At 51.9% G+C, this 13,263-nt stretch carries 12 protein-coding genes, 1 tRNA gene and 1 pseudogene; 8 read left to right on the plus strand and 6 right to left on the minus strand.

Going from position 1 to position 13,263, the window contains the following annotated elements; translation table 11 throughout:
* The 3 genes from V6Z81_04990 to tsaD all read right to left on the minus strand — a co-directional run.
* Positions 1-1,233, minus strand: a 1,233-nt coding sequence (locus V6Z81_04990) for an acetate--CoA ligase (GenBank protein ID MEG9861843.1), incomplete at its 3' end; no start/stop codon positions are given.
* Positions 1,234-1,766: 533 nt separating this feature from the next.
* Positions 1,767-2,768 carry an NAD(P)H-dependent glycerol-3-phosphate dehydrogenase gene (locus V6Z81_04995; GenBank protein ID MEG9861844.1) on the minus strand — a complete coding sequence of 334 codons (1,002 nt, stop codon included), beginning with the start codon at positions 2,766-2,768 and terminating at the stop codon, positions 1,767-1,769.
* 5 nt (positions 2,769-2,773) lie between these two features.
* On the minus strand, positions 2,774-3,862 hold the full coding sequence (gene tsaD / locus V6Z81_05000; protein MEG9861845.1) for a tRNA (adenosine(37)-N6)-threonylcarbamoyltransferase complex transferase subunit TsaD: 1,089 nt from the start codon (positions 3,860-3,862) through the stop codon (positions 2,774-2,776).
* Between the two features lie 253 nt (positions 3,863-4,115).
* Here tsaD and V6Z81_05005 point away from each other — a divergent pair, with 253 nt between their 5' ends.
* Both V6Z81_05005 and V6Z81_05010 read left to right on the plus strand, forming a co-directional pair.
* On the plus strand, positions 4,116-4,820 hold the full coding sequence (locus V6Z81_05005; GenBank protein ID MEG9861846.1) for a hypothetical protein: 705 nt from the start codon (positions 4,116-4,118) through the stop codon (positions 4,818-4,820).
* Entirely contained in the window at positions 4,817-5,761 is a 945-nt protein-coding gene (locus V6Z81_05010) for a hypothetical protein (GenBank protein ID MEG9861847.1), read from the plus strand. Before V6Z81_05005 ends, V6Z81_05010 begins: the two co-directional genes overlap by 4 nt.
* Before the next feature lie 87 nt (positions 5,762-5,848).
* Here the strand turns inward: V6Z81_05010 and V6Z81_05015 are convergent, their stop codons facing one another.
* Positions 5,849-6,022, minus strand: coding sequence for a hypothetical protein (locus V6Z81_05015; GenBank protein MEG9861848.1), 174 nt, complete (start codon positions 6,020-6,022; stop codon positions 5,849-5,851).
* Between the two features lie 241 nt (positions 6,023-6,263).
* On the opposite strand from V6Z81_05015, the gene hemC reads away from it, so the two are divergent.
* The 6 genes from hemC to V6Z81_05045 all read left to right on the plus strand — a co-directional run bounded on the left by hemC (position 6,264) and on the right by V6Z81_05045 (position 11,540).
* Positions 6,264-7,208 carry a hydroxymethylbilane synthase gene (hemC, locus tag V6Z81_05020; protein ID MEG9861849.1) on the plus strand — a complete coding sequence of 315 codons (945 nt, stop codon included), beginning with the start codon at positions 6,264-6,266 and terminating at the stop codon, positions 7,206-7,208.
* Complete coding sequence (locus V6Z81_05025; GenBank protein ID MEG9861850.1) at positions 7,201-7,935, plus strand: uroporphyrinogen-III synthase; 735 nt, start codon at positions 7,201-7,203, stop codon at positions 7,933-7,935. Before hemC ends, V6Z81_05025 begins: the two co-directional genes overlap by 8 nt.
* A 109-nt stretch (positions 7,936-8,044) precedes the next feature.
* Complete coding sequence (locus V6Z81_05030; GenBank protein ID MEG9861851.1) at positions 8,045-9,043, plus strand: mitofilin family membrane protein; 999 nt, start codon at positions 8,045-8,047, stop codon at positions 9,041-9,043.
* 12 nt (positions 9,044-9,055) lie between these two features.
* On the plus strand, positions 9,056-10,225 hold the full coding sequence (locus tag V6Z81_05035) for a heme biosynthesis HemY N-terminal domain-containing protein (protein ID MEG9861852.1): 1,170 nt from the start codon (positions 9,056-9,058) through the stop codon (positions 10,223-10,225).
* A 115-nt stretch (positions 10,226-10,340) separates the two neighbouring features.
* Positions 10,341-10,413, plus strand: a tRNA-Thr gene (locus tag V6Z81_05040).
* Between the two features lie 341 nt (positions 10,414-10,754).
* Positions 10,755-11,540, plus strand: a complete 786-nt coding sequence (locus tag V6Z81_05045) for a glutathione S-transferase family protein (protein MEG9861853.1) — start codon at positions 10,755-10,757, stop codon at positions 11,538-11,540.
* Between the two features lie 44 nt (positions 11,541-11,584).
* Here V6Z81_05045 and V6Z81_05050 read toward each other — a convergent pair whose 3' ends face one another.
* Positions 11,585-12,004, minus strand: a complete 420-nt coding sequence (locus V6Z81_05050) for an MAPEG family protein (protein MEG9861854.1) — start codon at positions 12,002-12,004, stop codon at positions 11,585-11,587.
* Between the two features lie 28 nt (positions 12,005-12,032).
* Positions 12,033-12,659: pseudogene (locus V6Z81_05055) on the minus strand (SDR family NAD(P)-dependent oxidoreductase).
* Between the last annotated feature and the right edge of the window lie 604 nt (positions 12,660-13,263).

Below are 13,263 nucleotides of genomic sequence, written 5' to 3' on the forward strand. Positions count from 1 at the left end.
CCACCATGTATCCACAATAGGGCACCGGCCTCCCCCTACCTCCCGGTGATACCACAACCATGCTTCCGGATTAATTGGCTCCCCTACCGTACCAAGCAATCTTAACGTGTCCCGCTTGGTGGCCTTAACAGGTTCCACCCCTTCTCGCATCAACGCGCGAATGGCCGTTGGGGCCGTATAAAAAATGTTTACCCCGTGCTTGTCACACACCTGCCAGAAACGCGAAGCATCAGGATAATTAGGTACTCCCTCAAACATCAACGTCACAGCCCCGTTGGCCAGCGGCCCATAAAGAATGTAACTATGCCCCGTTACCCAACCCACATCTGCCGTGCACCAATAAATATCTCCCTCGTGATAATCAAAAACTATCTCATGGGTAAGAGACGCATAAACCATATATCCACCAGTGGTATGCAACACTCCTTTGGGCTTGCCCGTTGACCCCGATGTATAAAGAATAAAGAGGGGGTCTTCAGCGTTCATCTCTTCAGCGGGACAATGGTCCTCAACGCTTGCTACTGTCTCATGATACCAAACGTCACGTCCAAGTTGCATTGGCGTATCCGTTTCAGTGTGCTTTACGGTAATAACACTCTTTACGTTGGGACATTGCTCAAGAGCTGCATCCGTATTGGTTTTAAGCGGAATAACCCGCCCGCCCCTGATGCCCTCATTGGCCGTAACAACATAATCAGACCGGCAATCTAAAATACGACCCGCCAGAGCCTCGGGCGAAAAACCGCCAAACACGACAGAATGAATCGCCCCAATGCGCGCGCAGGCCAACATGGCATAAGCGGCCTCCGGTATCATAGGCATATAGATGGTTACCCGGTCACCTTTCGTAACTCCGCACTTTTTGAGAACGTTGGCGAACCGGCACACGTGAACATAAAGTTCCTTGTAGGTAATCTTTTTATCATCCACAGGGTCATCCCCTTCCCAGATGATCGCAGTCCGGTCACCGTGGGTTTCAAGATGACGGTCTACGCAGTTGACGCAGGCATTCAATGTGCCATCCTCAAACCACCGGATGAAAAGATTGTCAGCATCCCATGATACATTACGCACCACAGACCACGGCTTCATCCAATCAAGGCGGGAAGCCTGCTCGTTCCAAAATTTTTCAGGGTTCTCAATGCTTGCCGCATACATCTCCTGATAACATGCTTCGTTGATATGGGCGCGGGTGGCGGTATCATCTGAGACGGGAAATAAATCATCTGCCATAGTGCATTTCCATGTGGGGGACTGTATTTTACGGTGAATTTACGGTAGAATTTTACATATTTTACGTGTAGTTTTACGTATTTTATGAAGTTTTTATTGTGACCAAAGGGGACGGGAATCGCAAGAGGCGAATCGCTCCCAAAGAGCAAGGGAGGGGTTAGTCATTCTCAGAGTGCAGGGGGCAGGATGGCGGCTTCGTGGTGATTGCTTCAACTTAATTGCTCTCCAAAGCGCAGTAGTGGGTCGGTCATTCTTAGAACGCAGAGGGGATGGCAGCTCCATTGTGGCTTCTTCAGTCATTCTCAAGGGACGAGGGGAGAGACAGCAACCCCTCATAGCGCAAAGGGAAGAACAGCCCCGTTGCAGGATAAGGGGAGGGATGAGCCGCAAGAGGGCAGTCATTCTTAGAACGCGGAGGGGATTGCAGTTCCGCCGTGGGGCTTCAACTCAATCCTTCCCAGAAGGCAAGGAGATGAGACAGTCATTCTCAGAGCGCTGGGGTGGGGTCGTAACTCCGTTGTGGGGGTTTCAACTCAATCGTTCTCGGAGCGCAAGGGGCGGGAGAGCAGTCCTGTTATGGCCGCTTCAACATCTATATCTCCGGCGACAAGGGAAGCCACCGCTTCGGCAATTGGCATCTCGACTCCCAGCCCCCCCGCTAAATCCCGCAAGGCCAGCGCCGTATGCACTCCTTCGCTGACCGAGCGGCGCTCTGCCAGAACATTCTCAAGAGTCAGCCCTTCTCCCAACGCTACCCCTAAAGACATATTACGCGACGACACACTTGATCCGGTTAAAACCAAATCTCCCAAGCCCGATAATCCGTTTAATGTTTCCGCCTTCCCCCCCAACGCCATACCCAGACGGGCCAACTCAGAAAAGCCGCGCGTCAATAAGGCCGACCGTGCGCTTTCTCCAAGGCGGCGTCCCTGCACCACACCACAGGCAATGGCCAGTACATTTTTTACGGCCCCCCCAATTTGGGCACCAATAATATCTTCGCTCACGTAAGGACGAAACAACGGCGTTGCTATGGCGTGTGCCAAGGCCTTTCCGTGGGGTACCGGCGCGGCAAGAGTAACCGCCGTCGGCAGCCCCCGTGCTACCTCACCGGCAAAACTCGGACCTGATAAAACCCCCACAATCACAGATGGCGCTTCTTCGGCTAACACCTGAGACATAAGAAGTCCTGTTTTTTGCTCAATGCCTTTTGCGCAAATGAGAACGATAGTCTTTTCCGCCAAATGCGGTGCTAATTCCCGCACCACACCCCGCAGATGCTGCGCCGGACAGACCAGCAAAATTAAATCCGCCGCCGCCGTTTCGGACAATGACGTAGTGGCCTTTATATTTTCCGGTAAAGCAATCTCCGGCAAAAACACCGAATTTTCATGCGTCCCATTGATGGCCTCCGCAACCTCCGGCTCTCTGGCCCATATCATAACCTCCCGGCCCGCCTGAACACACACCACGGCAAGGGCCGTCCCCCATGCGCCAGCACCCGCAACCGCAATGCGTTGAATAGTCCGCGCCATCTCAACTATCCCGCCAGTGCCTGTGTTGTGACAAGCTCATCAAGAGGCCACCGCGCCCGTGGCGCCATATCCAGCGCATCGTTCTTATATCCCCGCGCCAGACGCTCCGCCCCCGCCCAGGCAATCATGGCGGCGTTATCGGTGCACAATGCAGGTGGTGGCATGTGACAGTCAAAACCATTCTCCTCCACCAGACGCACAAGATGCTCCCTCAACACGGCATTGGCCGCGACACCTCCCGCCACCACCAAGCGATTACCGTTATTACCGCCAAGCTCACCGGCAAACATATCCATGGCACTTTTTGTTCTGTCACACAGGCAATCCGCGACAGCATCCTGAAACGCCGCCGCCGTATCGGCTTGCAGCGTGGCATCTTTCACGGGGTTTGTCTCAACAACCCGCCGCACGGCCGACTTGAGTCCCGAAAATGAAAAATCCGCCCCCGGCTGCCCGACAAGCGGACGCGGAAGAGTAAACCGTGAAGCATTGCCCCGGCGCGCCACTTTTTCTACTGCCGGACCACCGGGCCAGCCCAAGCCTAACAACCGGGCGGTTTTATCAAATGCCTCCCCTGCCGCATCATCAAGAGTTGTTCCATATATACGGTAATCTCCCACTCCCTTAACCGCCAGCAACTGGGTATGTCCGCCCGATACCAACAACAGCAAATAAGGAAACGCCGTATCACCGGTCAAACGCGCCGTCAGAGCATGGCCCTCCAGATGATTCACCCCCACAAAAGGCACCCCCCGCGCCAACGCTATAGCCTTGCCCATGGTCAGGCCCACCATGACCCCGCCTACAAGCCCGGGTCCGGCGGTAGCCGCAACAGCCTCAATGTTCCCCTTGGTCAGCCCGGCCGTATCCAGCGCCCTTTTAATCAACCCGTCCAAGTGAAGAATATGGCTACGGGCGGCAATTTCCGGCACTACCCCGCCATAAGGGGCATGTTCTTTTGTCTGGGAGAGGATTTCATTGGCTAAAATTGTGCCGGTTCCCTCAGCCTCCCAACGTACAACGGCCGCTGCCGTTTCATCGCAGCTGGTTTCAAGGCCAAGCACCACAAAAGCAGAAGGGGGAGAAGACGGCATAGATCAATCCACAAAACCTAAAGAAGGGGCTTATTTAATATGTCACAAAAACGCAGGACTTATATTCTTAACCGGACAAGTAACAATTTGGTTCTTTTCAAGCTTGCGTCCACTTTAAATAATTTCCCAAACCTTTCCAACACCCTGCCATGATTTTTGCTAATTTTATATATAGTTATATATCAATCCCGTTTCTCAGGAGTTCATCATTCCAAATTTCCCTGACCTCTATCCAATTTTGTGGAGAGACAAATTGGATTTTACCGATCTTGATGCGTTGTACAGAGAATATTTTTGTTTGCGAAAGAATGCACCGTCCCGTACTTCACGCGGGAAAAAGTATTTTGTTGGTCATGACGGTATTCCTTCGACACGCGGTCATAGTAACCGTCGTGAGGAACATAGCGCTATTGCGCTTGTGAATCTTCAACACCATTGGAAATATCCGCCCGGAGGCGGTTTCCGGTTTCTGGATTATCAGGTTTCTTTGAGAACACAACAGACGGATACGGGTGTTGGCAAGGTCGATATTGTAGGAATTAGAGATGACGGGCGATTGATTCTCACCGAGCTCAAGGTCGAGAGCAAACAGAGCAGAAGTAGTGATACACCTTTTTCAGCGCTTCTTCAGGGACTACGCTATGCAGCCATCGTCGAGAAGAATCTGGAGGTGATTGCACACGAAGCAAAGGGTTGCTTTGGTGTTGAGGTGAAACAGCTACCGCCCATTGTACAGCTTCTGGCAACGGTGGAATGGTGGCAACAACAAAGTTTCGACTTCACCGCTCCCGGAAAATCGCAGGAGAGGTTTGCGTCTCTTGTTGATGGGATTGAGAACAAAACAGGTGTCTGTGTCGAGTGTCAGGCATTCGATTGTTTGAAAATCTCTATTGGTTCGGGTGGTAAGAAACCCCGGCTTGATCCGAAGCCCAATTTGGAAGCCGTGCCGTTGCGATGAGTTACAAAGACGACGTTAGTGAGAGGCTGTGGGCCTGGGCGCAACGCAAACACGAAGGACAACTCGACGGCATTGAGAAAGAAGGACGTCCTCCCGTATTGCTAAAAGAATTTGAGGCGGAGAATATATTGATTGCGCCTGACGGTTTACATGCCGAAGAGGTTCGTGCCGCCATACCAAAAGGGAAAAGACATCGCTGGTTTAGGAGTTTGCGCAGTTCGCAGGCGTTGGCGCAGAGCGTATTCGCCAATGTTAAGGCTTATGGTCGTCTGGATCTTTTGCAAAGCGTCAGAGCAGAATGTGGCCGTCCGGCTTTTTATCATGACAATCAAAGTTGGACTCTCGACCTTGAACAAAAAATCACCACCTTAAACGAACCTCGTCCTACCGAAATCGATGTGCTGTTTCAAAGTTCTGACAGACGTGTTGCTGTGGAATGTAAATTTATGGAAACCGAGTTTGGGACCTGCTCCCGTACGGGATTGTCTAAAGATGACGCGCAATATTGCAATGGTAATTATGAAATTCAGCAAAGCCGCAAGGAGCGTTGCGCTCTTACCGAGATAGAAATTAAATATTGGCAATATCTCCCTGAGTTATTTGATTGGTCGTCGGATATGGATTATGCACCTTGTCCCTTTGGAGAAACATATCAATTGGCGCGCAACGCTCTTGCCGCTATGCTCTCACCTACAGGCGAGTTTGACCTGACAAGCGGTCACATGCTTATCGTGTATGATCAGCGTAATCCGGCGTTTCAAACGAGAGGTTCCGGCGAACAACAATGGCAGAAGGCTTTGGCTTCGTGTCGTGTTCCCGGTTTGCTACGGCGTATAAGTTGGCAGAGATTACTCTCAGCTTTTACCGGAGTGGAGGAGTTGAAGTGGCTTCCGGATGAATTGGAGCAGAAGTATGGATTCCTTTTTTGCCCGGAAGAATAATCCACTGATTTTTAGGTGGCATATTAACCGGCCGCAAATGCGGTTAACGCTCCTTAGTGATCTTTAGAATCCGCTTATTACCCGGACTCAGCGTCTCCGGTACGGGTCGTCCTCCGGATTGTAACAATCTCCATAATCGGCTGCTACTCCCGAACAATTATACCAATCACCGGCATTAGCGGGAGCGGCCGTAAAAATCACGGGGCCGCTAAAAGCGAAGGCCATTACAAGGGCCATCGAAAGTATTGTTAGATTCTTCATTTTCTGTCTCCTTACGAGTTCGTGCCGGGTCATTTCTCATGGCAAAAATACCCTGCCTACGTAGTGATGATACCATCAAACGCCTTTTCGGTTGATTACCGGATCGTCAATTTCTCGTGACTTAAATATATAATTCATCAGAAAAGAGACACTCGCATTCACCGAAAAACCGGTCTATACTGGCTCATAACACGTTTTCTCATTCTCTTATCCAAATTCACTTTCGCATTATTGTTTTCTGATGCAGCGTCCCCTGCGTATAGGCACCCGCACCAGCCGTTTATCCCTAGCCCAAACGCAAAGCGTTGTGTCCCTGTTGCAGACAGCCCACGGCCTTGACACCCGGGATATAGAGGTTGTGCCCATCAAAACCCGGGGCGACAAGATAACGGACCGCAAACTGGCAGATATCGGCGGCAAGGGTCTGTTTACGGCAGAGATGGAACAAAGGCTGCGCGATAAAACTCTGGATATCGCCGTTCACTCCATGAAAGACGTAACCGTGGATTTGCCCGACGGGCTTATTATCGCCGCCCTGTTATCCCGCGCCGACCCCCGAGATGCGCTGGTCTCAAATCATCCACCAAGCAAAGACGGCAAAACCGGCCTTGCAGCCCTGCCTCCCAACGCTCATATCGGTACGGCATCGGTGCGGCGCACGGCCCAGATCAAACACCTCCGCCCGGACATTTCCACCGGGTTGTTGCGCGGTAACATAGACACACGTCTGAAACGCCTTGAAGAAGGTGCAAGGGACGGTACAATGGATGCCACCATTCTGGCGTTAGCAGGGCTGGAGCGCATCGACAGGACAGATTGTATCAGTGCTATTCTGGAGCCTGACGAAATGCTCCCCGCTCCCGCTCAGGGCGTCATCGGTATTGAATGCCGGGCAGATGACACCGCTATCCATGACCTCCTGACTCCTCTTCATGATTCCTCCACCGCCTTTTGTGTTGTGGCGGAGCGCGCCTTTCTTGGTGCTCTTGACGGCTCCTGCCATACCCCCATAGGGGCGCTGGCCACATTGTCCGGTACCCGGCTCAGACTACGGGGGCAATTACTCTCCTTGGATGGAAGCCGGTGCGAAACCATCGACATCACCGGCCATCCCGATGAAGCAGAAACCATGGGGTGCAACGGCGCTGAAACGGTACGCCAGCGCATGACAACCCACAATGAATGATGCACCCTTACTCCTTATCACCCGCCCTATAGCGGATGCCAAACCCCTAAGCGAGCGTGTGAGAACTCTGGGATACGATACTCTTATTCATCCCCTGCTTGATATTCACCCGCTACCAACAGCGGCAATGCCTCTTGAAGGTGTTCAGGCCCTGCTGGCCACAAGTGCCAATGGTATCCGCGCTCTGGGGCATCACCCTGCTATCGCTACGGCACGCCCCTTGCCGCTTTTTGCCGTAGGACCTGCAACAAAAGAAGCCGCCCGCCACACAGGATTTACAGATATCCATCAATCCGCAGGTGACGGAGAAGCGCTGGCCCAACTGGTCATGGAACATCTGAAACCTTCCAGCGGGCCCCTTCTTCATCTGGCAGGACAAATCACCTCCGGCATTCTCGCCCGGCGCCTATCGGCACAGGGGTTTGAAATGCGCCGCTCAACCCTTTATGACGCACGGCCCGTAGAAACCCTTTCCGCTGATGTCTGCGCCCGCCTCAAGGACCATACAATAAACGGCATCCTGTTTTATTCAGCGCGCACCGCAGACGTCTTTATGACGCTATACGGCAAAGCCGGTCTTGGCGTGTCAGTTCTGTCATCCATAACCGCCTATTGTCTGGCACCTCCTGTAGCCCGCACCCTTCAATCAGGCGGCTTCGGAACGATTGTCACGGCCCCCCATCCTGACGAACAAGCGCTTTTGAGTTGTCTTCCCCCTATATCCTAAAGGCTCAAAAAGCGGGCGGCTTTATATATATCCGGAATTAAGACGGGATTGGCCTGCAGAACGCTACACGATGCAGGTATTACACCCCCTAAAAGTGCTATGATGTGCCATGACCGGCCCTACAACCGAACAGGACACACCTAATCGGACCTCAAACAATGAGGACCCGGCCAACACCCAAGGCAAGGGCACAACAAAAACCCCGTTGCCCCGGGAAGGTAGTGATCAAAAGAGTCAGCGTGGCAGCACATCCCGACTAACACGAGCATTATGGACACTCCTCATCGTTGCGGGGGCCGGAGCCGCAACGGCCTTCATTGCTCATTGGCAGGGGTGGATTGAACCACGGCAAAACATGCCGACGGAATATGTCTTCTCTACACCGGCACCCGCATCTAATCCTGCACGGATTCCAACACCTACCCCCACTCCTGCTCCCGCACCCGCCCAAATTCCCGTCACGGCTCAAGCGCCCGCACCCGCTCAGGCACAACCCGCGCCTGCTCAACCCGCCGTCCTGACGCCTGAAACCGACTACAGCATTGCTTTAGCCCTCGCCGTTCTCGTTCAGGCGGCAAACAAGCCGACGTCTTTTCTGGGCGAAATTGAAATGGTAAAAAAACTAACGCCTGACACCGAGCACAATAAGAACGCCCTATCCCTTCTTGATGGACTGGACACTATCGCCCGTACCGGTGCCCCGACACAGACCATGCTGCACGTCCGGTTCACACACACCATTCCCGATATCATTAAAGCCACACAAGAAGACGCCGAAAGCAATGCCAGCTACGGTCAATCATGGGTTGCACGGCAGTTGGAGCGCCTTGTTACTATCCGCCCCATAGGCATGGTTACCGGAAACACCACAAGCGCCATTGTGGCACGGGCGGAAGTTCATCTTGATAACAACAACCTTGAAGACGCTATTTCAGAAGCCGCCGCCCTGCATGGAGAAGCAGGCAACGTAGCGGCGCCATGGCTCGAGCAAGCCCGGGCGCGCGTCTTCATCAACCAACAGATCAATGAGTTGGCCCAACAGACATTGACACGGTTTACGCCTTATAATTCATCCAGCTCTTATGACGGGGCGCTTCAAGCGCAATAGGAACAGCAACCCATGTTGAGACTGACAGTTTATCTCATTCTAGCGATAGCGATTCTGACGGGTGGCACATGGATCACCACCTACGCAGGCCACATTGTTATTGAATGGACCGGTTCTGAAAACACCGGCTATGAAATCAGTCTACACACGCTAACGGCTCTGACCATTCTGGCGTTTTGTATTCTGGCGGTTATATTTTTATGGCGGCTGTTTGTGTTTTTGTCGGCAAGCCCGGGACGCATCGCCGCAAGCCTTAAAAGGCGGCGGCAACATCAGGCGGAGACTTTACTTGCACAAGGCCTTGTGGCCGTAGCGGCAGGAGAGATGGTGCAAGCCGGCCGTCTGGCAGACAGGGTAGCAACCGCCATAAAAGATAAAACCTTAGAGAAACACTGGCACGGCGTTGCCGAACTTCTTCAGGTTCAGGCCGCCCAGACCAGCGGCGACGGAGCAAGCACCGAACGCCGGGGACGCGCCCTTCTGGAGAATCCGGAAACAAAACCAGCGGGGCTACGGATCTTAACCCTCAACGCCATCAGGCAGGGAAACACAACCGACGCACTGGAATGGGCACAACAGACACAAAAAGAAAATCCCAAAACTCTTTGGGCAACGCGGATGATTTTTGATCACCATGCTACGGAGGGCAACTGGAAAGAGGCTGAGCAAATTTTGAATAAGGCTACCCGTCACGGCCTGTTCACCCGCACCGATATTGTGCGCCGCCGTGTTGTTATCCACACTGCCCGCGCCCTTGAACAAGAACAGGCCGGCGCTAGAAAAAGTGCACTTAAGACAGCTATGGAGGCGGTGAAACTGGACCCAGAGTTTGCTCCTGCCGCTACGCTTGCCGGACGGCTTTTAACAGAAGACGGACGTTTGAAACAGGCCAACTCCATTCTAACGGCAGCGCGTGTTGCCGGCCCTTCCGCCACCGCTACCCATTGGGCATGTGGCTTGTGCGGGCATCATGCCGACAATTGGCATGCCGTATGCCCCCATTGCGGCCAGTTTGACTCTTTGTCACCGCAGAAGACATCAAACAGGCCGGATGAAAAAACAAGCACACACACCAAGCCCCCGCCGGCACCTGAACCATCCCCACTCTCCGACGACCTGAGGGGTCCGCCCCGCCAACCCGATGACCCGGGCCCCACAACAAACCCCTCGTTACTCAAATAACTGCACAACAATTTTCTCCGTCGCTTATCTGCCTATAGTGCAGCGAACAGTTAACGCCAAGACGAAGCAAAAAGGGATGAAAAAGAGGTCGAAAAAAAGTATCATCACCCCCGTTGCCGCCATAGCTCAGTTGGTAGAGCGGCGCATTCGTAATGCGTAGGTCGGGTGTTCGAGTCACCCTGGCGGCACCGGATTTTGAGTACTGCCGTATAGTAGCACTCAAAAAGGGGCAAGTTCTTGAGAACTTGCCCCTTTTTTATGGAACTAGGTGTAAAAAAATGTAATTCGTTACTGTAGGCATTCATTATATCTGTCAGTAAACGCGTTGGATTATCATTAACTATGTCAGTAAAGCACGTATTTTTAATTATTTTAAACCTTAATATTCACTAAATCTGTCAGCATGATCTGCCCCCATTTCATTGGTCCACCCTGAATATTAGTAAATATGGAAAATACAGTGCTACCATTCTTTGGCCACCTGAGATTAGATTTTCTCTAATTTAGACCGTTACCAGAGGCGATCACCATGACAGACCTTCGAATCTTTACATATCTCCCTAACCCCCGCCTTTACAAAGCAACCATAGCCGCACGCTTTAGCGGTGCCACGATAGATATTGTCGGCGACGCACCGCCTGAACTAGCCAACTGGCTTTGGGATTATGACGCACGAAAACTGACGGATGAAGAGAAAGATGAGCTTGAACCCTACGCACGCAAAGCCCGGGTAGGGTTCGATGGGGTACTATACAAGTCAGACGCTTTTCTCGTAGCGAACCCGTTTGGAACTGTTCCTGCGGGTTTTGGAAACAACGGGCAAACTGGATTGTTTGAATCCAATGCCATTATGAAGGCGGCTGCGCGTTCCGGTCCAAATGCGGGAACGCTCCTCGGCGGTGATGCGATGGGGCAATCACGAGTCGACAGTTTTCTGGACAGAACGCTTGTCTTTGCCAGAGATATGCAACGCTATTTGCTTGCCGATGAGCAGCGGATCGAGGCACTGCACGCTGAAAGCAGTAACTCTCTCATAACCTATGCGACAGGACTAAATCAGGCGCTTAAGGGATCATCATACATCGCAGGAAACGAGCTAACATTAGCGGATATCGCCGTAGCGTGTGAACTGTGCCAAATGACCAATGAGCGCCGAATTATAGATCAATTCAAACACCTCGCTCCGGAGCCGCTGATGCCACTCTTATCTGAATTTGAAGAGTTGGGGATTCATGTACGTAAACTTTCCAAAAACCCAAAATTTTCCGAAGACCTTTCACGCTACTTCAAAAGATTACTTTCCGTCTGGGATTAGCACGGTAAAGATTGTCAACGATCAATCCGGAGTCGTTAACCCGGTTAGAAGAGTGATATCAGGCCTGCAAAATTGAATATTAGCGCCAGCGCAATGAGCCAGGTGACCACCCAGGTCACAATGTTGCCCCCGGCGCGTCCCGGCGGTAGACCTTTATCAAGGACCTGAATGCCCTGAGCGTGCGCTAACCGCGCAACAAAAAGCGTTGCACCGAGGATATGAATCACCATCGGAGACGCACCCAGAAGAGCCATAAATCCCAACCCAACCAGAAGAACCGGCACATGTTCAGTAGCATTCCCATGTGCACGCACTGCCCTTTCAAGCTTAGGATCATCACCCACACCCGTACCAACGCCCAGCTTCATGCGAAGTCTCGTGACATGAATACCCAAAAACCATATCAGCAGCATGTGCGCCGCAACCCATAGGCTAGCTGCCGTTAACGCATCAATATTCGTCATGTTCTCTCTCCTTCTCTCTCCGGTATGCTTACCATTTCTCCGCGAATGGGCGAATTGTATATTCAGAACTCCAGGTAGACCTTGGTTGATGGGCTACATGAAATACCTCGCCTACAATATCATCCGGTTTACAGAAGAAATCATCGGGTTTATCCGGATAACGCTCCCGCGTCCAGGCGACGTCGATGACAGCATCAATGGCAATATAAGCCGCATGAATACCCTTGGGGCCGACAGACCGGGCAATGCTCTCCAGCAGGATACGCTGTGCCGCCTTTGTGGGTGCAAAGCCCGAAAAATTGGCAATGCCGCGGTAGGCCGATGTATTTCCTGTTGCGATAATCGCACCACTTCCGGCCTCAATCATGGCAGGAGTACTTAATCGTGCAAGATGTAACAAAGCCATTGTGTTGATCCGGAAGTTTTTCTCGAGTGCTTCCGGTTCGATGCTCATGAAATCACCGAAGACGCCGCCAACCGCGTTGTGGATTACCACGGAGGGAGAGCCAAGCCGCTTTACAATCTGATTGAAAGTATCGATGAGGGCAACCGGATCAGATACGTCACACACAAACGCACCGGCACCCTCAAGCTCATCACTGTAACCATTCAAACGCGAAGCGTCTCTGGCAAGCATCGCAACCTGATAGCCACCTTCGAGAAATTTTTGGGGATTATACGCTTAAGTTGACGGGTACTATATGTTGTGGTTTGGCTCATTTCCTGAATTTTTTATTTGGCACTATATATAGTAGCGTCCAAAATGGAATATGGAACCGGTTTCAGCCAGAGTATCTATGATGCTCAACCACCGCATCAGCATACGGTACTGTGCGGTCTTGTTTCCTCCACCATTTTATATGAAAATGTTCAATCAAAGAGCATCTTAATCTAATGCCATATATTTTTCATGAGGCGCTGTTTGTGGCTTACTTGCATCATTTATTCAGGGATTATGTGCTAAAATGAGAAGAGGACAGCCGACAGCCGACAGCCTAATGAAGAGGAAGAGATCGGCACAGTCCGGATGGGCACGGGCAATAGCTCGTCATGAGTCGGATTTCAGAACCGACAGTCAATGTCGAATTAGGTAATGTTCTTAGAAAAAAACATCCGCAATGGAATGACTCTAACCGAATTATCGCCGAGCAAACGGGCGTTATTAAAGGAGAAGCTGGTCTTCAACCAGATATTATTGTTTCTCACCCTAATGGATTGCCAGTAAGCGTTGAGACTGAGTTCCATCCCGCACCAACTGT

It is taken from the genome of Parvularculales bacterium (assembly GCA_036881865.1).
Classification (GTDB): domain Bacteria; phylum Pseudomonadota; class Alphaproteobacteria; order JAPOUT01; family JBAJNM01; genus JBAJNM01.

Bases quoted from the DNA above. Each gene is read 5' to 3' on its own strand.
- V6Z81_05015 (MEG9861848.1), bottom strand. From the start codon at position 6,022: ATGAAGAATCTAACAATACTTTCGATGGCCCTTGTAATGGCCTTCGCT.
- V6Z81_04995 (MEG9861844.1), bottom strand. From the start codon at position 2,768: ATGGCGCGGACTATTCAACGCATTGCGGTTGCGGGTGCTGGCGCATGG.
- V6Z81_05050 (MEG9861854.1), bottom strand. From the start codon at position 12,004: ATGACGAATATTGATGCGTTAACGGCAGCTAGCCTATGGGTTGCGGCG.
- V6Z81_05025 (MEG9861850.1), top strand. From the start codon at position 7,201: ATGAATGATGCACCCTTACTCCTTATCACCCGCCCTATAGCGGATGCC.
- V6Z81_05035 (MEG9861852.1), top strand. From the start codon at position 9,056: ATGTTGAGACTGACAGTTTATCTCATTCTAGCGATAGCGATTCTGACG.
- tsaD (MEG9861845.1), bottom strand. From the start codon at position 3,862: ATGCCGTCTTCTCCCCCTTCTGCTTTTGTGGTGCTTGGCCTTGAAACC.
- V6Z81_05045 (MEG9861853.1), top strand. From the start codon at position 10,755: ATGACAGACCTTCGAATCTTTACATATCTCCCTAACCCCCGCCTTTAC.
- hemC (MEG9861849.1), top strand. From the start codon at position 6,264: ATGCAGCGTCCCCTGCGTATAGGCACCCGCACCAGCCGTTTATCCCTA.
- V6Z81_05030 (MEG9861851.1), top strand. From the start codon at position 8,045: ATGACCGGCCCTACAACCGAACAGGACACACCTAATCGGACCTCAAAC.
- V6Z81_05010 (MEG9861847.1), top strand. From the start codon at position 4,817: ATGAGTTACAAAGACGACGTTAGTGAGAGGCTGTGGGCCTGGGCGCAA.